This window comes from Gluconobacter sp. R75690 (assembly GCF_015244525.1).
GTDB lineage: Bacteria > Pseudomonadota > Alphaproteobacteria > Acetobacterales > Acetobacteraceae > Gluconobacter > Gluconobacter potus.
In genome coordinates this window covers 176,543-200,555 of the sequence record NZ_JABCQB010000002.1, presented here as the reverse complement: position 1 = coordinate 200,555, position 24,013 = coordinate 176,543, and the positions used below count along the sequence as shown (strand labels likewise).

The following is a 24,013-nucleotide window of genomic DNA, read 5'->3' as shown; positions in this document are numbered from 1 at the left end:
GTCAGCGCAACGCAAACGGGGTTCATCATGTCAGCGTCACATAGTCCAGAGGATGTCCATGATCGATGCGCCCATTGCGTGGGGCGGCGTCTGAGTATCTGTAGCAGCATTGACGACTGTGACCTGGCCATCCTGGCCAGTGAATCTTCCCGCATGACAGTCGCGGATGGCCGCTCCTTTATCGAGGAAGGCGCGCCAGCCAATGATTTCTTTGTCGTGACCGGCGGCCGGGTCAAGCTCTTCACCCTTCTTCCGGATGGCCGGCGCCAGATCACCGGCTTTGCGGAAGGCGGGGACTTCCTGGGACTTGCCGCCTCCACCAGCTATGCCTTCGGCGCCGAAGCTCTTGGCGGTGCCACACTCTGCCGCTTCCCCCATGCCGGCATGCAGCGCCTGACCGAACGTTTCCCCAGCCTCGAACACCGGCTGCGCGAGGAAGCCTCCCGCGAGCTTGCTCTGATGCAGGCCCGCATGACGCTTCTGGGACGCAAGACGGCCCGTGAACGCGTGGCCACATTCCTGATCGAACGCTGCTCCCATCTGGACAGGCCGGATCCAGCCCACCCGATCGAACTTGATCTGCCGATGCCCCGCACCGATATCGCGGATTATCTCGGACTCACTATTGAGACAGTCAGCCGGATCCTCAGCGCATTCAAAAAAGAGAAACTCATCAATATCAGAAGCATTACCCATATCACGTTACTGGCGCCCGAACGGATATCGATGATTGCCGAGGGCATGGAATAGGCATTTTCAGAAGAGGCCACATTCCCGCCATCAGGGCGTGCTCTGTTTTACTGATCCGTTTACAGGAGATTTTATGAACTTCACCCTCTTTTCCCGTTCGATGCTTGCCGCAGGATTGATTGCCGGGGCGGTTTCCCTTGGGCCGCAGGCCCATGCAGCGGACAGCACGACCTCGAGCACCTGCCAGCAGAGTGGTCAGACCGGTGTCCTCGGTCGTCTGGCACAGCGGGAAGACTGCCTGAACAACCGGGTTCAGAACTACCAGAAGCAGTCCCAGGACGCGCAGGCCGCCCGTGAAAAGCGTATCCAGGACCTGAAGGACAAGTACACGAACGCCCCCGCCAACCAGAAGGCACGCCTGCAGAAGCAGATCACCAGCGAGCAGTCCAAGCTGACCAGCATGCGCGACCAGCAGACCCAGCGCCTGCAGCAGCTCAAGAATGCACCGCAGGAACAGCGCGATCGCGTCAACGCCCTGGGCACCAAGACGCGCGGCGACGTGAACAACTTCCTCAACGGCGGTCTCTGATCCGCTCGCTCCGGCCCCTCTGACGGGGCCGGACTTTCAGGGTCTCAAAGGGCCCTGAACGCCTGAAGGGCGCGGTCCCGCCCGTCCTTCAGATCGACGACGGGGCGAGGATAGGTACTGCCCAGCACGACACCCCCTCTTCGCAGATCCTCGTCTGCTGCTGCCCAGGGCTCGAACAGCGCCTTGCCGGAAAGGCGACGCAGTTCGGGAACCCACTGGCGGATATAGTCGCCCTCCGGATCGAACTTCTCGGCCTGTCGCGTGGGATTGAAAATCCGGAAGAACGGTGTGGCTTCGATGCCCGTTCCCGCGACCCACTGCCAGTTCATGGCATTGTTGGCGAAATCCGCATCCACCAGCGTATCGCGGAACCAGGCTTCCCCTTCTTTCCAGTCGATCAGAAGGTGCTTCGTCAGGAAAGACCCCACGATCATGCGGGCCCTGTTGTGCATCCAGCCGGTCTGCCAGAGCTGACGCATCCCGGCATCCACGATCGGCACCCCCGTCTGCCCGCGCTGCCAGGCTTTCAGATCAGACGCGCTTTTCCGCCATTGCATTCCAGAAAATTTGGGGCTGAGATTTTCAAACGGCAGTTTCGGCAGGTGATACAGCGTGTAGCGGGCGAACTCCCGCCAGCCGAGTTCCGACAGGAAGATCCGTGGACCCTCCGTATGTGCGCCATGCTTCTGAAGCGCGGCCCAGACCTGCCGGGGCGATACCGCGCCGGAGGCGAGATAGGGCGACAGGCGGGACGTTCCTTCCTCCGCCACCCGGTCCCGGCCTCTGGGATAACCTGCGACGGAATCTTTTAGAAAATCCTCAAGATGCTCCTGCCCTTCGGCCTCGCCCGGCTCCCAGGTTTTGCGAAAACCCGCCGCCCAGTCCGGCGCCTGCGGACAGAGGCTGTCCTCGTTCAGCCGGGCATCGGACAGGACAGAGGCGGGGACGGCGTGGAACGACAGGCTGGACGGCGCTTCGAGCGGTTCGGGAACGGCATGCGTCTGAAGCGCTTTCCAGAACGACCCGCAGACCTTGTAAAATCCGCCCTGTTTCGTCTGCACGGTGTCCGGATCGACCAGAACCGTGCCCCAATGCGCGTGGACCTCACATCCCTGCTCTTCCAGCGTGCGCCGGATGCGGTCATCCTGTACCCGCTCCCGTTCATGCAACCGGTGATGCCAGTGGACAGAGGCCGCATCCGTCTGTTTCGCGAGCTGCGGAAGCAGCTTTTCAGCCGAGCCGGAAAGCGTCAGCAGCGTCCCGCCCTGCTTTTCCAGGTTCCGTCGCAGATCGGCCAGCGCCCCATGAAGCCACCAGCGTGCGGCGGCTCCGAGAGGGTGGAGAGCCGGCGTGACATCATCAAGAATGTAGAGACAGATCACCGGTCGGCCGGAAGCAGCGGCTTCATGCAGGGCAGGATGGTCTGCCATGCGCAGATCGTCTCGAAACCAGACGATGGCAGGGCGGTTCTGGAAGCTGGACATGGATCCTCACAGCAGGGGAAAACATTTCATAAAGCGCGTGACGGCGCAGGTCGTTCAGAATGAGCCCCGTCAGAACGATATCAAGTCATTTTCCTGGTCCAAGTGGCTCATTACCTGAGAAAAAATTTCTCTTCCTGTTGTGAACCATTGTCATCGGATGTCGTTTACAAGGCAAAACGCTCTTTAGAGGATTTTTACCTATGTCCACCAAATCCATCGCACGCATTGCCCTGTCCCTGGCTCTTCTGTCCGGTGCCGGTGTTTCGCTTTCGGCCTGCAATACCGTTCATGGCGCCGGTCAGGACGTGAGCTCGGTCGGGCATGACGTTTCCCGCGGGGCCAATGCAACGCAGAACGCCATTCAGCGTAACACCCCGGCTTCCCGGAACTGAGCCTCTTTTCCGGGCTATCGGGTCTATCGGACAGGCCGCCAGATCTTCGGATCTGGCGGCTTTTTCGTATCTGCCCGGCAGACCGGATCTGTCCTCACTGGAATGCGAACGCATTTTTGCTTGTCATTCACTACAGGACAGTCCCATAGTTTCTTTTGAACAAAGACGTTCTCAGGGCGGGGTGAAACTCCCCACCGGCGGTATTGGCGGATTTCTCCGCCTCAGCCCGCGAGCGCCTTCCGGATTTCGGTCCGGAAGGGACAAGCAGATCCGGTGAGACTCCGGAGCCGACGGTTAGAGTCCGGATGGAAGAGAACGCAGCACTTGTCCGGTGACGGATGGGTTAGGGTGCTCTTTGCCCTGCCTGTATTCCGTATCGGCTGAGGGCGGCGTGCGCCTTGCGGGCGTCCCGACTGTAACGGGACCAGAAGACGCAACTTGGCTGACCAGACTACCCTTTCCGACACAGTTTCGCTGACCGCGATCCGCCATGGCTTTCGTTCGGCCATCGCGCAGGCTGTCGAGACTTTCGGCGCTACGGCACCCAACCCGTCTGTGGGCTGTGCGCTGCTGGATGCGGAGGGCCGTATCCTCACGGTCGGCGTCCACCCGCGCGTCGGGCAGCCCCATGCTGAAGCCATGGCTCTGGCGCAGGCCCGGGCGGCAGGTGTGCTGGATCAGGCGCGCGTGGCCCTCGTGACGCTGGAGCCCTGCAACCATACTGGGCGCACGCCGCCATGCAGCGAAGCCCTGCGCAACAGCCCGGTTCATGAAGTCTGGATCGGTGCGGCCGATCCGAACCCGCAGGCTGCCGGCGGAGCCGCGCGACTGCGCGAAATGCCGGGCGGAAAGCGTGTGGTTATGCTGGCCGATCGGCCGGACATGGCGGATCTGGCACGGGACTGCCGGGCCCTTCTGGCCCCTTTCGCAAGCCGCGTGGTGCGCCACCGCCCGTGGATCAGCGTCAAACAGGCGCTGGACGAACACGGCTCCATGGTGCCGCCCCCGGGACAGAAAACTTTCACATCTCCGGACTCGCTCGCCCTTGCGCACCGCCTGCGCCGCGCGACGGATGCGATCATCACCGGCGTCGGCACCGTTCTGGCGGACCGCCCTCGCTTCACGGTCCGGCATGTCGCGGATCATGAGGAGCGTTCGCCACGCCTGCTCGTCGTCTGCGACCGCCACGGCCGCCTTCCGGCAGACTGGGTTGCCGAAATGACGGAAGCCGGGTTCGAGGTTCTCCCCAGTTCCGATCTGCTCTCCGTCCCCGCCATGCTGGCGGAGCGGGGCGTGAACTGGGCGATGATCGAGGCCGGTCCGGCCCTGCTGGCATCCGTGGCCGATGCCGGGCTGTGGGACGACTGGCTCACCATTCACAAGACCCCGGGCCACAACATTGCGGGCGCTGACCGCATCGACCTGAAATCGCGGGACGAGAGCCCGCTGCGACTGCTGAGGGAAAACGCATGTTCTCTGGAATCATAGAGCGTCTGGGAACCGTCCGCTCCGCTTCCGTCCGTGACAAAGCGATGGACCTGACCGTGGAAACCGGATTCCCCGATCTGGAACTCGGCGAGAGCGTGGCCGTGAACGGCGTGTGTCTGACGGTCGAGACCTTCGATGCGGCAGGCGTGGCGACGTTCCATCTCAGCGGCGAAACCCTGTCCCGCACCCCGCTGGACCAGCTCAAGGCCGGATCACGCGTCAATCTGGAACGCGCCGTTGCCGCCAGCACGCGCCTTTCGGGCCATATCGTGCAGGGCCATGTGGATGGCGTGGCGACCCTCGCCAGCGTCGAAAAGGCGGGCGACTCCTATGCCCTGCGCGTGTTCGTCCCGCAGGCGCTGCGTCAGTATGTCGTGGAAAAGGGCTCCATCACCTTCGACGGCATCAGCCTGACGGTGAACGAGCTGCATGACGACATCACCCGCGGCAATCAGGCCGGTTTCGAAGTCGGCCTGACGATCATCCCGCACACCTGGGAACACACCAACCTCTCCACGCTGTCGGTCGGGGACCGGATGGATGTGGAAGTCGACGTGCTCTCCAAATATGTCGAGAACCTGCTGCGGTTCTCGCCCAGTCTTGCAAAGGCCGCATCATGAAGCCGTCCCTGAAAGCGGCCATCGAGGCCATCCGCGCTGGCGGCATGGTCGTCATGGTCGATGATGAAAACCGTGAGAACGAAGGCGATCTGGTCATGGCGGCGCAGTTCGCCACGCCAGAAGCCATCAACTTCATGGTCCGCGAGGCGCGCGGGCTGGTCTGCCTGCCGCTGGAAGCCGAACAGGTGGACCGCCTTGGCCTGCCGCCCATGGTCACGCGCAACCGCGACCCGCGCGGCACGGCCTTCACGGTCTCGATCGAAGCAGCAACGGGGGTGACGACCGGCATTTCCGCCGCCGACCGTGCACGCACGATCGTCGTTGCGGCCAATCCGGCGGCCACGCCGGACGACGTCGTCTCGCCCGGCCACATCTTCCCGCTCCGCGCCCATCCGGAAGGCGTGCTGGGCCGCAACGGCCATACCGAAGGCTCCATTGACATCACGCGTCTGGCCGGGCTGGAACCGGCAGCCGTGATCTGCGAAATCATGGCCGATGACGGCAGCATGATGCGCCTGCCTGAACTGCGGAAATATGCGGCGAAGCACAACATGCCCGTGGTCAGCATCGCAGACCTTCAGGACTGGTGCCGCGAGCATGGCCGTGGCCCTGTCGCAGGTCATGACCTGATCTGCACGCCTGTCCCGGCCGCTGGCGAAATGGTTGCTGAATCCGCCCTGCCGAGCATCTTTGGCGGCCATGACCTGCGGATCCATGCCTTCCGTGCCGTCGATGGCGTGGAGCATGTCGCGCTGGTGAAGGGCGATCCATCCAGGGGCGTACCGCTGATCCGGCTGCATTCGGAATGTGTGACGGGCGATGCGCTTGGCTCCCTACGCTGCGACTGCGGCGCGCAGCTCCGCGAGGCGCTGGAGCGGATTTCGGCGTCGGAATCCGGCGTGCTGGTCTATCTGCGGGGCCATGAAGGACGCGGGATCGGACTCGCCAACAAGATCCGCGCCTACGAGCTTCAGGATCACGGCATGGATACGGTGGAGGCCAACGAGGCTCTCGGCCTGCCCGCCGATGCCCGCGAATGGGATGCGGCGGCCGACCTTCTGCGCCATCTGGGCGTGAGCTCGCTCCGCCTTCTGACGAACAATCCGGACAAGGAATCCAACCTCGTCCGCTTCGGCTTTGACGTAAAATCCAGCGAGCGTCTGGAAATCGAAGCCAATCCTTTCAACCGCGCCTATCTTGCGACCAAACGCACGCGGATGGGCCATTTCCTTCAGGAACAGCCGGCATGAGCAAGCACATCCCCGTAGCCCCCGATCTGCGTCTCTCGCCCGCGCCGAAAATGGCCATCGTGGTCAGCCGCTTCAACACGAACATCACGGGCGGCCTGAAAAACGGTTCGCTCGAATGGCTGGAAGAACGCGGCATCACGGATGTGGACGTCTATGACGCGCCCGGCGCTTTCGAACTGCCGCTGCTGGCCCAGCGTCTGGCGAAGTCCGGCAAGTATGAAGGCGTGATCTGCCTCGGCTGCGTCATCAAGGGTGACACCGCGCATTTCGAGTTCATCTCGCTCGGCGCCACCATCGGCATCATGCAGGCCCAGCTTGCGACCGAAGTGCCGATCGCCTTCGGAATCCTCACGACCTACACCGAACAGCAGGCCGTGGATCGCTCCCGCAAGGATGCCGAGAACAAGGGCCGCGAAGCGGCGGCGGCCTGCGTCGAGAGCGTAGCCTTTCTGCGGACCGTGCCCGCACTCTCCTGATCATGTCACGATCCCTGATGGTTTACGGAATATTCTCCGTGACCATCAGGAGTGGTCCTCATCTGCTCTGGATGCGCTCTCAGACGCTACTGGAATACTCGGAAAATATAACAGACTTGCAATTGAGCGCAGTTTTTGCTATACATTTACCAATGTAGAAGGGTTTTATTTTCCTTCACAAAACAATCATAAAATACCCTAAATGTTCCTTCCCGATGCTTCCGGGCTAAGGTCGATTACATCGTCTTCCTGAAAAATTGAGGAATTTAATGTTGAAGAAATTATTTTTCTTTTGCGTACTGCTGTCCAGTCCAGCTCTGGCATCGGATGTGATTCCGCAAGCCTATCGGGCAGCTGATAACCAATACCATCCCGTCATGATTACGTCTGGCCTTGATGCAACGGGAAAGCCTGTTGTCGGCGCCTATCAGGATCTGAAAGGACAATGGCATGATGCAACTGTCTCTGTTCAGGCCTGTGGGGTGGACGCAAATAATCATCCCATTCTTTGCCCTGTCAGTGTCACCGAAAATACTCTGCAGGACTATGTTCAGAAATCTCTCATCAATACTGCCAACGGTATTGCATCGCTTGACAGCAACAATGATCTCACGAATCCACTGACATCCGGGGCCGACTGGTTGGGCGCATGGCAGAAAAACGCCACCAGCGTGGATGTATTTGCGCAGGGTTATGAAAGCGCGCTGTTCGGCGGCCAGACTGCGACGGGAGAAGGCAACAACACCTTCAATCCGCGATCGCTTCTCGTGCAGAGCGACCCCTACGGCCCTTACTCTGCGGGCTGCGCCACTGGCGTCGCCATGACTGGATCTGTCTACAATTCGCAGTTTCCAATTTCTCAGCAGGATCCTCATAATGGCGCCTCTGCCGTCGTAGGGGTCGGAGGCTATGATACGGTTGCAAACTGCGTTCTGGTCGCCGACACCCCTGCGCGGCTCATTCTGACAGCAACGGGCTATACCGCGACTTCCGTACAGCTCGCGACCCCGCTGACAGCGGCCCAGGCCGCCCAGATCCACCCGAACATGTACATCACTACCAACAGCCCCAATCCGGCACTGTCTCTCACGAATACCAGCGGCGCTCTTCCGAAGCGGAACCTCTATGCAGGCTTCGTAAGCACCTCCCCCTCGGCAGGTGATACATCCATCAGCGTTTATGCCTGGGACGTGCCAGGCTACGGGACAAAGGCAAGTGACCAGATCCCGCAGACAGATACCCTTGATACCGTATGGAGCGCCTATACCTCTCCGACAGTGTTTCTCGGCGGCGGTGCGGCTTCCAGCGCATTTGGGAATAACTGGTTTTTCAACCTTGATGCCAGCAACCTCACACCCTCAACATCCAATAAGTCACTGATCCATCAGATCACCCCCCTTGAGGTTGACCTGAATATCGTCAATGGCACCGCTCCGAACAACTCTGTCGACTGGCAGGGAATCAGCATGAATGCAGGAAACCAGCCAGCAGCGCTGACAACCGACAGCCGGCAGATCTTCCTGGGCGGCAACATAACCCAGCATCTTCTTTTCGACGGGGGTGAGGGAAACTGGCTCATCAACGGTGACAATATCTATGTCCCTTCTCTCAAAAACCAGTCACTGACCGCTCAGAACACAGCACAGCTCTATCAGGAGTGGGACCAGTGGATCGGCGGCGCCAACCGGATGCGCTTTCTTCTCTGGAATTCTTTCGACAACCCGACCGCGCCTCAGGGCTGGGAACAGGCTGTTTCGCATTTTGGTCCGACAATAGACGGAGACCCCGTCACTGAAGGCGATCCGGGCGGCTCCAAGCAGGCCGACATTGAATGGAACCGTGCAGAAAATTATGGTGGGCTTGATCTATGCGGGTACGGACATAATTGTGGCTTTACCCTGACAGGCGACGGAAATATTTCCGTTAGTGGCACGAGCACATTCAGCTCCAGCTTCTCCATCACCGGGGGCAATACACTCTATATCCAACCTTCAACACTCGACAACAACCTGTTTTCAGGATGGTGCGCTCCTGACAGCTACAGTATGTCGCTATGTTCCAACATTGGTGCGTGGGTGTCCATTCAGTCAAAAGGAGATCTCCGTTCTACAGCAGGCGGAACAACTTCATCGTCGGCCTGGCACCCTGATGGTTACGGGAACTGGTATGCTTCCAACTCAAGTAATGATGGCGGAATTTCCGGCGGCGGGTCTATAGCATCATCCTCATATACATTAGAAACACTCCCCACAAAAAATGAATTAGATGGTGCACGACTATGGTGTTCGGATTGCAAACTGAATGGCATCAGCGGAGTCGTTGTGTACTGGCATGCATCCATATCCAAATGGACTGACAGCCAAAATAATACTATTTCTCAATAAAACAGAAACAACCCTCACGTTCCCACTCTAGCGTTTCTGGCTGGAATTCCAGAAAAAAAAGAATATGTCTCTACAGCTATCCTTTAGCGTAGGGACATTGAAAGTCATGGTATTTTTCCTTCTCTCGTCATGGAACACAGTTTTAGACTTTGACGAAAATAATAATAATCTTGTTTGCCGCGAAATAAACAACCAATCACCCTCTGTAACAGTTGAAATTAAAGGCACCAAAGCTGAAATTAAAATTAACAATGTAGAACCCATATCTGTTTCAGAAGATATGAGCTTAAAACCTGGGATGGGTTCAACAATATTTGATATTAAATATCCCCCAAGATCCGGTCCCTATATCAGCTTAATGTTTCATGGCCTTTACATGAGCGCTACATCCACGGGCAACGTAGCCGTTGATAAAACTCGAAATTTTAATTGGGAAACATTCAGAATTATCTCCCAAGAAGATTTAAATAATCTATCCCATTTTTTAAATAATTCTTGGCATATTCGTTCTCGAAAAGAAATCGTCTCACACCATGAAATTTCTGATGAAGGTGACTTCACAATACGAATTGGGGATTTTTTCTCTACAAATACCGAAAATTTGATCGAAGCATTAAGAAAATCAAATCTAAAAGAGATAATTCTTTTTCATGACGTATGGAAAACAGAGTTTTTAGATTTATTTAGACCCGCAGTATACTATTGCAGCTTTGGGCGTCCTGAAGGTTTCGAATGCCTTAAAATGTCTATATCTTCTCTAAGAGAGTACGGGAAATACTCTGGAGAAATCAAGATTTTTACAGAAAAAGATCATGAATACATTAAAGATTTTCTCCCAAATGGAACATTTGATAAGATTGGTATAGAAAAATATACTGCACTTGACAATGTAGACTACATGTCTGCACGATTTGATACAGAATCACTATCATCACTCAGTGAATATCAGCCAATATTATATATGGATACAGACATAATCGTAAAAAAACCGATAGAAATCGTATTAAATTCAATTCTATCTGATACCATTCATCAACTTCAAGTATTCAAAGAAGTAGATGATATTACTCATGATATCTATTGGGGAAATGAACTTTTTGATGATGATTCGGCATCAAAAAAACCCAATTTCGGATTTTCGACTGGCATTATAGGATTCAAAAATTACCAAGAAGTTTCGGAATTTTTCAAAACAATTAGAGAAATAATCTTTAGACAAAGCACAATTTGGGGAACAAGACAAATAATTCGCTGCTTTGACCAGCCAGTAGCAAATTATGTTCTGGGAAAATTTGCTTCATTAGGGAGTGAATTACTTTCGTCAGCAGTCATAAATTTTGATATGAAATACAATAGCAGCCCCGACGATAAATACCAATCATATGTAGACAACATAAACGAGGTTGTTGTTCATTTTGCCGGTGGAGTCGGCGCTTATGACTGGAAACTTGAAGCGATGAAACGTTTTCTAAACCGCCTCGAAGAAGGATCATCATCCGACGAGGCGTAGGTTTAAAAAAAACCGACCGTACTTTACCGCCCCCGATAGACAAACTCTGTTTTTTGACTCCCTGCCTGTTCCACAAGGTTGTGAAACGGTGACAGGCTACAGACTGGATCGGTGTTTGCCGCATTTCCCGTCAGCGCAAGCGCCTGACAGCGGCATCCGCCCCAGTCCCTTTCCTTGCGTTCGCAGGAGCGGCAGGGCTCGGGCATCCAGTCCGTCCCGCGGAACATGTTGAACAGGGGCGAGATGTTCCAGATCTCGGACAGGGTCACGTCTTTCACGTTCGGGAACGCGACATCCGGAATGATCTCGGCCGCATGGCACGGCAGCACCCGTCCCGAGGGCGTGACATTCACGAAACGCTGCCCCCATCCCCCCATGCAGGGCTTCGGCCGGTCTGCATGATAGTCCGGCGTCACATAATCGATGGAAAGGCCGCCCTTCGCGCGTTCAGCTTCCACGGCACGGGTGGATTCCTCTAGCTGGTCCCTGCTGGGGAGAAGCGCATCGCGATTTTTCAGCCCCCAGCCATAATACTGGGTATGCGCGATCTCCACCCGCCCGGCTCCGAGTTCCCGTGCCAGCGCGAACATCTCGGGGATACGGGCAACATTTTCCCTGTGCACCACAAAATTGAGCGTCATCGGAATGCCGGATGCGCGGATCAGCCGCGCCGCCGCGATCTTGCGGGCCTGCGCCCCCTTGAGACCGCCAATACGCTCGGCTCCCGCTTCCGTCACGTCCTGGAAGGAGAGCTGGATGTGGTCCAGTCCCGCCTTGTCCAGAGCTTCCAGTTTCGGTTCGTCCAGTAGGACGCCGGACGTGATCAGGTTGGAATACAGGTTAAGTCTCCGCGCGACGGAGACCAGTTCGACCAGATCGGGCCGGGCCATGGGCTCGCCGCCGGAGAAATGAACCTGCAGGACTCCAAGCTCGGCCGCCTGCTCCAGTACGGCAGTCCAGGTGGCCGTATCGAGTTCTGCCGCCTTGCGTTCGAGTTCAAGCGGATTGGAGCAGTAGGGGCAGGCAAGCGGGCATCGATGCGTCAGTTCAGCCAGAAGGCTCATCGGCGGCGAAGGGAGTGTCATGTGTGCAGGACGTTCTTTTCTGTCAGTTCAGAAAGAAGCGTGAGGACATCCTTCGCAATGACCTCACGCGGGGCGGAAAACTCTTGGGCAAGCTGCTGGATGATATCGCCGACGCTGCGTTTCCCATCCAGCAGCCGCAGAATATGCGGCGCGGCGCCCTCAATCACAAATGCTTTTTCAGGGGCCTGCACGATCCACACATCCCGCACGCGATCGTGCTGGAGCCGGTGGCCGCGGGCGAAAGAGAGCACCGTCTCTTCCACGATACCCCGGGGGACTTCCATCATGGAACGAAAGCGCCCGGCGGAATGTGACCCTCCACATAGGCGTAATCGAGCGCATCCAGCATCGTCCACAGCACGGAACACTTGAACTCCAGCGCTCCCAGGACCTCTTTCTGCTGCTCCGGCGTGCGGGCATTTTCGCGCACATAGGCCAGAGCGAAATCGGAATCCCGTGGGGCCTGCGTGAGGCGGGGCGTGAAATAAGCCAGCGTCTTTTCCGACACGAAGTCGTAGTGACGCAGCATCCCCGACACACGCTCGCTGATAATCGTAGGCGAAAACAGTTCCGTCAGCGACGACGCAATGGCCGCCAGAATCGACTGGTCCCGCACGAAATTTACATAGGCATCGACCGAGAAGCGCGTAGCCGGAAGCAGGCCATCGAGGCTTTCCACATAGTCCCGGTCGAGCCCCAGACCATCCGTCAGCATCAGCCAGCGAGCGACGCCGCCCGTTCCGGGCTCCGTACCGTCATGATCCTCAATCCGGCGGCGCCATTCCCGACGCAGTTCGGCCGTGGGCAGGCGGGCAAGCAGGGTCGCATCCTTGGCCGGGATGCGCGCCTGATAATAATAGCGGTTCAGTGCCCAGGCCTGAACCTGTGCCTTGTCGAGCTTGCCGTCATGCAGCTTGCGATGGAACGGGTGCCGGTTGTGGTACCGCTCGGCACCGATCTGACGAAGCTGTGCTTCAAGCTGGTCAGGCGTAAGGAGCGTCATGGTGTGTCCAGTCTGAAAGTCATGCCATCTTCCGCAACCGTCCATCCGGCGCGTTCAACGTCTTTGCGTTCGGGGCTGTCTTCGAACAGAATTGGATTGGAGTTGTTGATATGAATCAACACCTTGCGAGGTTTTTCGCATGTGGTGAAACATTCTACCGGCCCACCGGCATCATTCACGGACACATGCCCCATGCGCTGCCCGCTCTTCGGGCTCAGCCCGGCGCGGATCATTTCATCATCCCGCCACAGCGTCCCGTCAAAGAACACGAGATCGGCCGCGGCCACCCGTTCCACGATTTCCGACGTAATCTGCGCACAGCCGGGAATGAAGAGCAGCGTCTTTTTTCCGTCCGTGATTGACAAGCCGAGCGTCTCGTCCGGGCGTGAGCCAGCGGCTTCCGCATAAAGCGGCGCCTTGCCCGGAACGGCGAAAGCCGTGAGCAGAAGGCCGGACGGAATCCCGTCCTTGTTCATCAGGGACGTGGCTTCGTCGAGAATAAGCGGGATACGCGGGACGATTTCCGGGTCGAGTGCGCCAAAGATCGGATTGTCCGCGAGTTGCTGAAGGGTCGAGTCGCTGCCCATCAGGGTAAAGGGCTCACGCTCACGCAGCGTCAGAAGCCCCGTTATGGCGTCGATCTCGCCGCAGGTCAGGACGACGCCCTGAATGGGAGTTCCGCGCAGGCTGCCCTGATGATGCAGGGCTGGCGTGTCGATGATCTGCTGCCGCAGATCGGGCGAGGCGTTGAGAATGAACCAGCGCTTTCCGTCGGCACTGACGGCAAGAGAAGCCTGGGTCCGGGCTTTCGCGCCCTGTCGCGTGCGGGCAGCCACACAGCCGGGTGCTGCGGAGTTCCACTGTGGGAAACCGCCCCCTGCCGCCGCGCCGAGCACGATGACATCAATCATTTTTTCACAAACCGTCTGACTGGGGCGCCCCAGGGCACCCATGAATGAAAACGGCCGCTCCATGGGGGAGCGGCCGTGCCATTATTCCTCAAGGACAGGTCCCCGGGGAAGCGGCTTATTTCTTCTCGCCGCAGACATACGAATTGATTTCTGCGCCCAGCGGGATTTCGGTAACTTTGGGGGTGTTCCAGGCCATAATGTTTCTCCTTAGTCTGCGATAACCGGCGAATGCGACAGACCACGCATCCACAGGCGCTCCTCATGATTTAGTGACCGGATGGCACTGGAGTTCAAGGGGGTTTTTGGGCAGAACACGCAACTGTGTCCTTTCGCGGATCGTTCTGGTCCGTAAGCTCCGTCTCCGTTGCAGGCAAAGAAAACATGTCCGGCCGTCCCATCGCGTCCTCCGCCGACCCTGCCTGTAACGACAGCCCCTCTCCCTCCGAAAAAACGGGCGAAAGACTGTTGCCCGACGGCGATTTTCCGGACCCGACCCTCGACCGCAATCTCCTGCGCGAACACCTGAACATCCGCGACATGTGCGTCCTGATCCTGACGATTCTGGCCGTATTCTATTCGCTGTATTTCACCGCGCCCATCCTGCTGCCCTTCGTCTTCGCGCTCGTCCTGAACCTGCTCATGATCGCGCCCATGCGATTCCTGACGCAGCGCCTGCACCTGCCCCGGCATCTGGCAGGCCTCATGCTGATCGTCATGATGTTCGGAATCGTGGGCGGAATCGCCACGACCATTTCCGTCCCGGCCGCCGGCTGGATCACGCGCGCCCCTCAGACGCTTCCCGCCCTGCAAAGCAAGCTGGCCCTGCTCAGCGGGCCAATCGACGTGGTCCAGCGCGACTATATGCGCCTTTCCGCCATGTTCAGCGGCCATTCGGGCAGCACACACACCACCCATGGCGTGAGCGGGACGATCGGGGGAGAAACGGCTCTCTCGCGCCTCGGATCCTCCGTCCTGGCCGGAACACGCGAACTGGCCGGCGGCTTTTTCTCGATGCTGCTGATGCTGTTCTTTCTCATGACGGAAGGCGACACGCTCCTGCGCCGCTGCGTCGAGATCATGCCAACCTACGCCAAGAAACGCCGCCTCGTCGAAATGGCGACCCAGATCGAGCAGAACGTCTCGCTCTATCTCGTGACGATCACGATGATGAATCTGGGTGTCGGGCTGGTGAACATGATCCAGTGCTGGGCCACCGGCATGCCCAACCCGCTTCTGTGGGGCGTGCTCGCTTTCCTGCTGAACTACATTCCCATCATCGGCCCACTGACGGGTGTGGTGGTCTATTTCGTGGTCGGGCTGTTCAGTTTCCCGTCCCTGCTTTACGCACTCCTGCCGCCCTCGATCTACCTGCTGATCCATGTTCTGGAAGGCGAGACCATTACACCCATGCTGCTGGCCCGGCGTTTCACGCTCAATCCCGTCTTCGTCATGGGATCGCTGCTGTTCTGGGACTGGATGTGGGGCATTTCGGGCGCGTTCCTGTCCGTCCCGATGCTCGCGGTCTTCAAGATCGTCTGTGACCATATCGAAGTGCTCGCCCCGCTCGGCCATGTGCTGGGCGGCCCGACGCGGCGGACGATCAGCCGCGCCATCGTCGCGCAGCTTCAGTCCGAGCCGTGAGGATCGGGGCTTTGCCCCGCGCCCCACAAAGGGGCTCGCCCCTTTGATCCCGTTTGTAAATTTATGGGTTCAAAGGGACCGCGTCCCTTTGCGGGTTTCAGGGCAGCGCCCTGAATATCTGGCCAAAACCGCCCCTTTCACGCTAGACGCTTCGGCAGAACACTTCCCATCCGGCTCATAATGCAAGGAGACCCCATGACCCAACTGCCCCGCCGCGGCGTCTGTCTGGTGATCTCGGCCCCGTCTGGTGCGGGCAAGTCCACCATTGCCAACGCCCTGCGCGCTTCGGAGCCCACGCTGCGCCATTCCGTCTCGGTCACAACGCGCAGTCCGCGTCCGGGCGAAGTCGAGGGCGTGCATTACCATTTCCGGGATATTGCAGAATTCCGCCGCATGGCCGCGGATGGCGAGCTTCTGGAATGGGCAGAAGTTTTCGGGCGGGGGTATGGCACGCCGCGCGCTCCAGTCGAGGAAGCGCTGGATGCCGGGCATGACATGGTGTTCGACATCGACTGGCAGGGACACCGCCTGCTGCGCGCCGCCCTGCCGGACGATGTGGTGAGCCTGTTCGTTCTGCCGCCGTCACTGGAAGAGCTGGAACGCCGACTGAACAAGCGGGCGTCGGATGATCCGGAAGAAATCGCCAAGCGCATGAAGGCCGCGCTGGACGAGATTTCCCACTGGTCCGAGTTCGATCACACGATCATCAACTCGGACCTCGACACCGCCATTTCGCAGGCCCGCTCCGTGCTTACAGCCGCGCGGCTTGCGACACGGCGTCAGCGTAACCTGCGCGGCATGGTCGCCAGCTTCAGTCGCTGACCTCACCTGCGGCCACCGGAGGAGCCGCTTCCGGCTGGACCGTCTGCATTGCGGCGGCGAAGGCCGTGGCGGTGGTCATCGAATCCGCCATGGTGGTCGGCATCAGGATGGTGGTGCCGCGGTTCTTGTTCATCTCGAAGATACGGTTGATCTGCAGGATCTGAAGCGCGATCGGTGAGGCCTCATAGGTCTTCGCCGCCAGCGCCAGTTCATGTGCCACTTCCCGCTCCGCCGAAGCCAGCGTGACGCGGGCGGCGCGTTCACGTTCAGCCTGGGCCTGACGGCTCATGGCGTCCTGAAGACTGTCGGGAAGCTGCACGTCACGGATTTCGACGGCCTGCACCGTCACACCCCATTCGCGCGTCTTGATCTCGATAAGATCCCGCAATTCCCCGTCGATACGGCGGCGGTCTTCCAGCAGCGTGGCGAGGTCCGAACTGCTCACCACCTCACGCAGGGTGGTCAGTGCGACCATCGACACCGAACCTTCATAATTGTCGAGTTCCGTGATCGCCCGCAGCGGGTCATGCACCATCCAGAACACGACCGCATCCACATCCACGGGCGTCGTATCGCGCGTCAGGGTCTGTCGCGTATGAACAGGTACCGTGCGGATACGCTGATCCACCACGGCGTCGATCTGATCGAGGAACGGCACGATCATGAACAGGCCCGGGCCGCGCAGACCCTGAATCTTCCCAGCCCGCAGGACCAGAACGCGCTGCCAGGAATTGCACATCCGCAGCGACATCATCACCAGCAGCCCGAGAACCAGGCCACCGATCACCCAGCCCGGCGCTTTCGTCAGGGCCGTCAGACCGGCGCCGGCCAGCAGGATCGCACCCGCGATGGACGCCGCGACCGTATTGACGGGCAGACGCGACCGGTTCCCTGCGGACCGCAGTGGCGAAAGGGACGGGAAAACAGGAAATTCCGGCATGGACATCAGCCTTTCGAAACGCCGTCTCTCGGCATCAGGAGTTGGACAGGGAAAGAAGATCGCGCATGGCCTGAAGAACCGCTTCCGGCTCCAGACCCAGCGCCTGGCACCGGGCGATCGTGGAAGCGGCCAGATCCCGGATATCCGCCGCCCGGCGCTCTTCATCCGGGGGCGGTGGCCTGTCGCTGACGAAACTGCCACGTGCCCGGAAGGTCTGGATGGCCCCCAGACGTTCCAGCTCGGCATAGGCCCGCTGCACGGTGTTGAGATCCACCCGCAGATGAACCGCCAGGGCACGCATGGTGGGCAGACGATCCCCCGGACCGAGAAGTCCCGAGCCGATGGCCGCCAGCACGCGTTCTCGGAGCTGGACCCGGAGCGGCAGGCCACTCGTGTCGGACAAAGACGTGGGAAACAGTAATGTTTCTATGTTGGCAGACATACATACAAGATTGAGCGATGGCGCTTCCGGACGTCAAGAAAATTCGCATCCGCCCCACACCGAGGCTGGAAATTCCTTTGGGGAACTTGGGAAGACTCCGGCTTCGTGATATGGCCTGCTGTTCTCTCAGTGGCTGCGGACGGCAAGGGAAAGACACTTCATGACAGCGCCCCAGAACGGGACCGGAAACGGCCTCCAGACCGGAGCGGACCTCGCTGTCCGCAGTGACTCACCCTTGATCCTGGCGCTCCCGAAAGGGCGTATCCTCAAGGCGCTGGCCCCCGTCCTGAGCCGCACCGGCATCGAACCCGATCCGGATTGCCTGACCGAAAGCAGCCGCCGCCTGCGCTTTGGCACGTCCGATCCGAATCTGGATGTGGTCCGGGTCCGCTCCTTCGATGTCGCGACCTTCGTGGCCTATGGCGGCGCGGATATTGGCGTCTGCGGTGCGGATGTGCTGATGGAGTTCGACTATCCGGACATCTATGCGCCGCTCGATCTGGGCATTGGCGGCTGCCGCATTTCCGTCGCACGCCCCAAGACCATGGTCGAGGACCCCGCAACCGGTCAGTCCCGCCTGCGCGTCGCCACGAAATACCCGACCATCGCCCGCCGCCATTTCGCCTCCCGCGCCATCAACGCCGAGATCGTGCATCTGAATGGTGCGATGGAACTGGCACCGACGCTCGATCTGGCAAGCGTGATCGTCGATCTGGTCGATACCGGTTCCACGCTGCGCGCCAATGGCCTGATGGAAACCGAGACCATCGCCCACGTCACGAGCCGCCTGATCGTCAACCGCGTTGCGCTCAAGACCCGTCCCGAAGAAATCAGCGCCCTGATCGAACGCTTCCGCGCCGCTCTGAACACGGAAGAAGCCGCCTGATGAAACGCCTCAATACGTCCGCGACCGGTTTCTCCGAAGAGTTTGCAACACTGCTTGCCGCGCGTGGAAGCGATGAACGCAGCGTGGCCGAGCCGGTCCGCGCCATCCTCGCCGATGTGCGCAGCCGGGGCGATGAAGCCCTGTGCGATTACACCGCCCGCTTTGATCGCCTGACGTTGCCGCCTGAAAAGCTGCGGATCAGCGCAGAAGAAATCGCCTCCGAAGCCGCGCGCGTCCCTGCGGACCTGATGGACGCCCTGCGCACTGCCGCCCGCCGGATCGAGACGTTCCACGCCGCGCAGATGCCGAAGGATCTGGATTTCACGGACGAAGACGGCATCCGCCTTGGCATGCGCTGGACCCCGCTGGATGCGGTCGGGCTGTATGTTCCGGGCGGCAAGGCAGCCTATCCGTCTTCCGTGCTGATGAACGCCCTGCCCGCCCGCGTTGCGGGTGTGAAGCGGCTCGCCATGTGCGTGCCATCTCCGGACGGTGTGCTGAACCCGCTGGTTCTCGCAGCCGCGCAACTCTGCGGCGTTGAGGAAATCTACCGCATCGGTGGCGCGCAGGCCGTAGGCGCCATGGCGTTTGGTACGGACCTTATCGCGCCCGTGGACCGCATCGTCGGGCCGGGCAACGCCTTCGTTGCGGAAGCCAAGCGGCAGGTCTTCGGCCATGTCGGCATCGACAGCATCGCCGGGCCGTCCGAAGTCGTGGTCGTCGCCGATGGCCAGAACGATCCGCGCCTTGTTGCGCTCGATCTGCTCGCCCAAGCCGAACATGACGAGCAGGCCCAGGCCATCCTTATCACGACGGATGCCGCCTTTGCCGACCGCGCTGCCGAAGCCGTCCGCACGGAGCTGGAAACCCTCCCCCGCACAGCCATCGCCTCCAAAAGCTGGGACGATCATGGCGCGATCATCGTGGTCCGCTCGCATGAGGAAGCCGCCGAGATCGTCAACGCACTGGCGCCCGAGCATCTGGAAGTCATGCTCGATGCCCCGCGCGAGTTCTCGGCCATGATCCGCCACGCAGGCGCAATCTTCATGGGCCGCTACTGCCCCGAAGCCGTGGGCGATTATGTCGGCGGCCCGAACCACGTCCTGCCGACCAGCCGCACGGCGCGGTTCGCCTCCGGCCTGTCAGTCTTCGACTTCATCAAACGCACCACCACCATCGAAGCCGACGAAGCCGGCCTGCGCCGGATCGGCCCGGCCGGTGTGGCGCTGGCGAGGGCCGAAGGGCTGGACGCCCATGCGCTCAGCCTGTCGGTCAGGCTGGAAAAGAACTGATCCAGCCTCCAGCCGGGAGGCTCTGACACCTCCCGGAACATCTCGTGTTACCGGAGCAAACCCGTATCCGCGTCCAGAACCAGAGGCGTGGTGTTCGGTGTCTGCGTGAAGTCGAACATCGTATTGATCTGGCCCGCGGCCGCATCAAACGAGCCCCCACCAAGCCGCTTTCCGCCCAGCCAGTTGTCTTCGATGAAGCGCACCACGGATGCCTGACTCGTCAGGTCATGACTGACGAAGTTCCGGCGGGCATACGGAGAGATCACGATGAGCGGGATGCGCGTCCCCGGCCCGCAACGGCCATTGACCGGCTTGCCCGCCACACCCTTCGGAGCTGATCCTGCGGTTCCGCAGATCCCGGCGCCGTTGAGCTGATCGGCGGTGCTGTCGAACGAGCCCCAGAGCGGTTTGTGGAACGCATGATCGTACCAGCCATCGGAGTCATCATAGTCGATGATGATCGCCGTGCTGGCCCATTCCGGCTGGCTCTGGATAAAGTTGACGAGAGTTACAATTCCGTTCTGCTCATCCAGCGGGTCCGAGTTGCCAGGATGACCGTCCTGATAGCCCGGCATCTTGATATAGGAGACCGCAGGGAAATTCCCTGCCTTCACGGCCGTATAGAAATCCTTGATATCATACTGATGGTTGGCCGGTTCCCGCGTTGAAGTGCCGGGGATCGTGCTGAAACCGATCGAAGCCAAAGAGTTCGGCCGGGCATGCGTCGGATTGGACGTACTCGCGAAATACTGGAACCAGGCATGATGCGGAACATAATCCGTGCGAGTTCCTACCGTTTCGGAATAGGTACTGCGACTGCACCCCGTGGTGTTGTTCGCGTTCGTGAGCGTCAGGTCAAAGCCGCCCAGGAAACCGCCCCAGGAAATCCCCTTCTCGTTCAACAGATCGCCGATGTTTCTGGCATTGATCAGCACCTGTGACGGGGTCGAGCACCTGTCGTAAGCCGGATCCTCATCGTTGATCAGGGTGTATCCTCCCTGCCCGTCATGGATGTAGGCACTCCCGAGCATGTTACCCGCAACAGGCTGAAGACCGTTGGTCTGGCCAGCCACAACCTCAAGCGCACCCGGCGTGGAGGGCCCGTATGTATCGCTCCAGTTATTGTCGCTCATCGCGTAATGCTGGGCGTAATTCCAAAGCGCCGTGACCGTGTTGCCATCAAAATACCCCAGGACCTGCCCCTTTGTTCCGAAAGCACCCGAACTTCCAGATGTTGCTGATCCGGTATATTTTGGAAACAGATCCATCTTCCCGCCATCGTAAGCCTGCTGTTCCGGCGTGTAGCTGTGGTTCTGATCCGCCGTATTCGCCTGCGTCCGGTCGATGCGGAACGGAAGCGCTGCTCCCGCCCCATTCGCCGAACTGGAGTTCGGATTGTTCGTAAGGAGATTTGCGCTTGTGAGATTGTTGACAGCAGGCGTATCAGCCAACGCAGTAAAAGCCGGTTCACCGCTCACATTCGCCGCCTTGGGATAGGTCGCGAAATAATGGTCGAAGGAACGGTTTTCCTGAAAAATCACCACGACATGCTTGATGGGCGTCGCAGTCTGATAGGTCTCGGCCACAGAGGAAGACGCCGCCAGCCCCACGGATGGAAAAAGAATAGAGCCGGACAGAAGGACTGCCAGGCCGGATTTTGCTCGTTGTACGCACTTGATGAACACCTTACGGAACCTTTCCTCACTACGATCAACCGGTTTGACAAACATCCTGAACCCCACGTCCATCGTTCGTCCGAATGCTTCTGGTTTGTGGAGCATGTCACCCATCCTGTCGTTTCCCTGTCTGTCCCGTGACGGTGTCAGCCGCAGGAGCTACAGTCGGAGCATCCGTATCTGTCAGCGTCCCAAGAAACGCGATGATCGCCCGGCGCTCGCTTTCGGTTAACGCCGGCGACTCTCCGGCCTTGCGATCAAACGGCGCATCTATCATGTCAATATTGGAACGATATTGTTCCGGAATGTCGTTGTAGACGTTGATTTTTCCGTCCGGCCTGCGCGGATAGAATTTTTCAGGCTGAAGATCCCGGACAGCATAGAAATCCAGAACAGCTTCGAGCGTGTGAAAAACACCGTTATGGAAAAAAACATGACGCGTCGCTACATTGCGCAGGGTCGGCGTCACGAACATCCCGCAATACGCCGCAAAAGCCTTCCGGCCATCGGGCTGAGCATCGCACATTCCGAGATCGTCATAGCTGGCGACGGCATTGCGGCTGATCGCCATATTGCGTGGGGCACCAAGCGCTTCATACTGATGATCGGTGAAAAGCGGGGGCAGGCCATCGCGCGTAATGTGATCGAGATGACAGGCCGCACAGTTGCCTTTCTGCGGATCGTTGAACAGGAGATATCCTTCGCGTTCGAGTGGGGTGAACCGGGCTTTTCCTGCCAGCCAGGCATCAAACCTGCTGGAATATTCATGGAAATGACGGTCTTCCAGCTCATAGCGCCCGATTGCGAACAGCGCTTCTTCACGCAGGAAGGCAGGATCCTTTTCCCCGCGCGTACCCGCCAGCGCAAGAAGAGCCGCACGGTAGGGTGCCGTGTTCAGCCGCGCAGTGACACGCTCCGGCGTGGAGGCCATTTCATCGGGATCAAAAAGCGGGCCACCCGCCTGCTGCTGAAACGTATCGGCCCGACCATCCCAGAAGAATCCGCCCTGTGGAACGATATGGGCGGCGGATGATGCCGTATCCGCCGCACTTTTGCTGCCGCGCTGGTTTCCCGTATTCGGCACAGCGATGACGCGCGGAGCCACATCGTCATTTCCCAGATCCGGACCGATACTGAACGGCGGCATACGTTCCAGATAGGTCAGCGTGGGAATTGCCCGCCGTCCCTGCCGGTGCAGATCCGCCCCACCTTCGAAAACGGACGCATTGCCCGTCGGTCCGTAATGGTTCTCCGGATCATGACAGGACGCGCAGGACAGCTTCCCGGAACCGGACAGTGCCCTGTCGTAAAACAGCATGCGCCCGATCTGCGCCATCTGCGACAAAGGAGCCTGTCTGGGGCGATGAAAAGTCTGGGGACAGGGGTTCCGGCCATCCGGCGCTGGATCACAGACATCCTGAGACACCGGGGGCGATACAGGTGAGGATTGCGCCTCACAACCTGCGCCGAGCACCGTCATGCCAAGGACTGCACTGACACACCGGATTGTCCGCATCACGCTTCTCACAGGAGAGACGTCCGTTCTCCACCCCACACATGCACCGTTTCCTGAACCCGTCATAACCAAAGGTCGTACCATACTGAAATGCGGGGGCTTCCTTGTTGCCAGTCCTGAGCCAGTCCTCCCGATCAGTTCCGGCCAAGACGTAATCGCTGTGTCCGAGACAAGGGCTGATAACGGATTCAACAAGAAGGGGGATATGACAGTTTTATGAACCTCAACCTGTGGTTTTTCGCTTCCTTTTCCCATGAAGGCAGGACTGATGCAGTCCGCACGACGTTCGCATATGCCTTACGGATTTGAAATCGGGCACGGGAAGCAGAAAGTTTTCACCCACGATCCCGAACTGCATTAGGGTCCGAACCGAGAAGGAGAAATCAGTCATGGCCCAGTTGTCGATCGGAGATCATGTTTCGGACCTGAAGGGCACGCATGATGGCAGGCTGGTCGATATCGACGGCTCCACCGGTTATGTAGAGCAGGCCAATGGCGTGGAGGTTGAATTCCCGCTGACCCAGCTCAAGCCTTACGAGCCACCGAAAATAGCGGAAGAGCGCACCCTCTCCGGCCCCCTGCGGGACCGGCTTCTGAACCCCGCACAGAGAGCGCTTCTGGCTTCGGTCCCCGCTTCCCTTTTTGCCGCAATTGCCAAAAGCTATGATGCGGGCAGTGAGGGCCCCGGATCGCGCCCACCTTTTGCGGCACTTCCGGAGTCCAAACGCCTTGAGGCCATCCGGATCTATCTGCCCACGTTGCCGCAGCGGCTTCTGGCGTCACACATGTCTCTGGTCGTGGCCATGCGCGATATTTCCAAACTGCCCTGACAGACGGGGGCAGCAAGCTCTTTCGTTGCGTTGACGGCGACAGGCATCATTCGTACAAGCCCGTTTTCTGAATCCGCGAAGCCCCA

The 24,013-nt window shown here is 59.1% G+C and carries 24 protein-coding genes and 1 riboswitch; of the genes, 14 read left to right on the top strand and 10 right to left on the bottom strand.

Going from position 1 to position 24,013, the window contains the following annotated elements; genetic code table 11:
* Window positions 1-153: 153 nt before the first annotated feature.
* Entirely contained in the window at window positions 154-750 is a 597-nt protein-coding gene (locus HKD27_RS03340; protein WP_194264855.1) for a Crp/Fnr family transcriptional regulator, read from the top strand.
* A 73-nt stretch (window positions 751-823) separates the two neighbouring features.
* Complete coding sequence (locus HKD27_RS03335; RefSeq protein ID WP_194688475.1) at window positions 824-1,279, top strand: hypothetical protein; 456 nt, start codon at window positions 824-826, stop codon at window positions 1,277-1,279.
* 44 nt (window positions 1,280-1,323) lie between these two features.
* Here HKD27_RS03335 and HKD27_RS03330 read toward each other — a convergent pair whose 3' ends face one another.
* Window positions 1,324-2,763 (bottom strand): deoxyribodipyrimidine photo-lyase, encoded by a 1,440-nt coding sequence (locus HKD27_RS03330; RefSeq protein ID WP_194688476.1) that lies wholly within the window; start codon window positions 2,761-2,763, stop codon window positions 1,324-1,326.
* Window positions 2,764-2,963: 200 nt separating this feature from the next.
* Here HKD27_RS03330 and HKD27_RS03325 point away from each other — a divergent pair, with 200 nt between their 5' ends.
* From HKD27_RS03325 to HKD27_RS03295, 7 genes are all read left to right on the top strand, one after another.
* Window positions 2,964-3,155, top strand: coding sequence for an entericidin A/B family lipoprotein (locus HKD27_RS03325; RefSeq protein ID WP_024716914.1), 192 nt, complete (start codon window positions 2,964-2,966; stop codon window positions 3,153-3,155).
* 163 nt (window positions 3,156-3,318) lie between these two features.
* Window positions 3,319-3,476, top strand: a riboswitch (FMN riboswitch).
* 117 nt (window positions 3,477-3,593) lie between these two features.
* Entirely contained in the window at window positions 3,594-4,643 is a 1,050-nt protein-coding gene (ribD, locus tag HKD27_RS03320; RefSeq protein WP_228518293.1) for a bifunctional diaminohydroxyphosphoribosylaminopyrimidine deaminase/5-amino-6-(5-phosphoribosylamino)uracil reductase RibD, read from the top strand.
* Complete coding sequence (locus HKD27_RS03315) at window positions 4,625-5,263, top strand: riboflavin synthase (protein ID WP_062495078.1); 639 nt, start codon at window positions 4,625-4,627, stop codon at window positions 5,261-5,263. Before ribD ends, HKD27_RS03315 begins: the two co-directional genes overlap by 19 nt.
* Window positions 5,260-6,513 (top strand): 3,4-dihydroxy-2-butanone-4-phosphate synthase, encoded by a 1,254-nt coding sequence (gene ribB / locus HKD27_RS03310; RefSeq protein ID WP_194688477.1) that lies wholly within the window; start codon window positions 5,260-5,262, stop codon window positions 6,511-6,513. Before HKD27_RS03315 ends, ribB begins: the two co-directional genes overlap by 4 nt.
* Window positions 6,510-6,989, top strand: a complete 480-nt coding sequence (gene ribH, locus HKD27_RS03305) for a 6,7-dimethyl-8-ribityllumazine synthase (RefSeq protein ID WP_062495082.1) — start codon at window positions 6,510-6,512, stop codon at window positions 6,987-6,989. Before ribB ends, ribH begins: the two co-directional genes overlap by 4 nt.
* Before the next feature lie 269 nt (window positions 6,990-7,258).
* Window positions 7,259-9,373: a hypothetical protein gene (locus tag HKD27_RS03300; protein ID WP_194688478.1), complete on the top strand. Its 2,115-nt coding sequence runs from the start codon at window positions 7,259-7,261 to the stop codon at window positions 9,371-9,373.
* A 106-nt stretch (window positions 9,374-9,479) separates the two neighbouring features.
* Window positions 9,480-10,883 (top strand): hypothetical protein, encoded by a 1,404-nt coding sequence (locus HKD27_RS03295; protein ID WP_194688479.1) that lies wholly within the window; start codon window positions 9,480-9,482, stop codon window positions 10,881-10,883.
* Between the two features lie 23 nt (window positions 10,884-10,906).
* On the opposite strand, the gene pqqE is transcribed toward HKD27_RS03295, so the two are convergent.
* The 5 genes from pqqE to pqqA form a co-directional block, all read right to left on the bottom strand.
* Entirely contained in the window at window positions 10,907-11,968 is a 1,062-nt protein-coding gene (gene pqqE, locus HKD27_RS03290) for a pyrroloquinoline quinone biosynthesis protein PqqE (RefSeq protein WP_194688480.1), read from the bottom strand.
* Window positions 11,965-12,255 carry a pyrroloquinoline quinone biosynthesis peptide chaperone PqqD gene (pqqD, locus tag HKD27_RS03285; protein WP_062495087.1) on the bottom strand — a complete coding sequence of 97 codons (291 nt, stop codon included), beginning with the start codon at window positions 12,253-12,255 and terminating at the stop codon, window positions 11,965-11,967. Before pqqD ends, pqqE begins: the two co-directional genes overlap by 4 nt.
* Window positions 12,252-12,971, bottom strand: coding sequence for a pyrroloquinoline-quinone synthase PqqC (pqqC, locus tag HKD27_RS03280; RefSeq protein WP_062459570.1), 720 nt, complete (start codon window positions 12,969-12,971; stop codon window positions 12,252-12,254). Before pqqC ends, pqqD begins: the two co-directional genes overlap by 4 nt.
* A complete protein-coding gene (pqqB, locus tag HKD27_RS03275) occupies window positions 12,968-13,882 on the bottom strand; it encodes a pyrroloquinoline quinone biosynthesis protein PqqB (RefSeq protein WP_194688481.1) in 915 nt (304 codons plus the stop codon). The genes pqqC and pqqB overlap by 4 nt, the downstream gene beginning before the upstream one ends.
* A 115-nt stretch (window positions 13,883-13,997) precedes the next feature.
* Entirely contained in the window at window positions 13,998-14,078 is an 81-nt protein-coding gene (gene pqqA, locus HKD27_RS03270) for a pyrroloquinoline quinone precursor peptide PqqA (RefSeq protein ID WP_010502998.1), read from the bottom strand.
* A gap of 185 nt (window positions 14,079-14,263) precedes the next feature.
* Between pqqA and HKD27_RS03265 the strand changes: the two genes are divergently transcribed.
* Both HKD27_RS03265 and gmk read left to right on the top strand, forming a co-directional pair.
* Window positions 14,264-15,523 (top strand): AI-2E family transporter, encoded by a 1,260-nt coding sequence (locus HKD27_RS03265; protein WP_194688482.1) that lies wholly within the window; start codon window positions 14,264-14,266, stop codon window positions 15,521-15,523.
* Window positions 15,524-15,718: 195 nt separating this feature from the next.
* A complete protein-coding gene (gene gmk / locus HKD27_RS03260; protein ID WP_194264863.1) occupies window positions 15,719-16,345 on the top strand; it encodes a guanylate kinase in 627 nt (208 codons plus the stop codon).
* Here the strand turns inward: gmk and HKD27_RS03255 are convergent.
* Entirely contained in the window at window positions 16,335-17,285 is a 951-nt protein-coding gene (locus HKD27_RS03255; protein ID WP_194264864.1) for a slipin family protein, read from the bottom strand. The genes gmk and HKD27_RS03255 overlap by 11 nt on opposite strands.
* Window positions 17,286-17,319: 34 nt before the next feature.
* Window positions 17,320-17,688, bottom strand: a complete 369-nt coding sequence (locus HKD27_RS03250; RefSeq protein ID WP_231748090.1) for a GntR family transcriptional regulator — start codon at window positions 17,686-17,688, stop codon at window positions 17,320-17,322.
* 199 nt (window positions 17,689-17,887) lie between these two features.
* Here HKD27_RS03250 and hisG point away from each other — a divergent pair, with 199 nt between their 5' ends.
* A complete protein-coding gene (gene hisG / locus HKD27_RS03245; RefSeq protein WP_062495092.1) occupies window positions 17,888-18,613 on the top strand; it encodes an ATP phosphoribosyltransferase in 726 nt (241 codons plus the stop codon).
* Window positions 18,613-19,905, top strand: a complete 1,293-nt coding sequence (hisD, locus tag HKD27_RS03240) for a histidinol dehydrogenase (RefSeq protein WP_194688483.1) — start codon at window positions 18,613-18,615, stop codon at window positions 19,903-19,905. Before hisG ends, hisD begins: the two co-directional genes overlap by 1 nt.
* A gap of 47 nt (window positions 19,906-19,952) precedes the next feature.
* Here hisD and HKD27_RS03235 read toward each other — a convergent pair whose 3' ends face one another.
* Together HKD27_RS03235 and HKD27_RS03230 are read right to left on the bottom strand one after the other, a co-directional pair.
* Entirely contained in the window at window positions 19,953-21,635 is a 1,683-nt protein-coding gene (locus HKD27_RS03235) for a phospholipase C (RefSeq protein WP_228518310.1), read from the bottom strand.
* Between the two features lie 52 nt (window positions 21,636-21,687).
* The gene (locus HKD27_RS03230; RefSeq protein ID WP_197436594.1) at window positions 21,688-22,917 is read right to left on the bottom strand and encodes a cytochrome-c peroxidase; all 1,230 of its coding nucleotides are present in this window, start codon (window positions 22,915-22,917) and stop codon (window positions 21,688-21,690) included.
* A 569-nt stretch (window positions 22,918-23,486) separates the two neighbouring features.
* Between HKD27_RS03230 and HKD27_RS03225 the strand changes: the two genes are divergently transcribed.
* On the top strand, window positions 23,487-23,927 hold the full coding sequence (locus tag HKD27_RS03225) for a hypothetical protein (RefSeq protein WP_194688485.1): 441 nt from the start codon (window positions 23,487-23,489) through the stop codon (window positions 23,925-23,927).
* Window positions 23,928-24,013 lie beyond the last annotated feature (86 nt).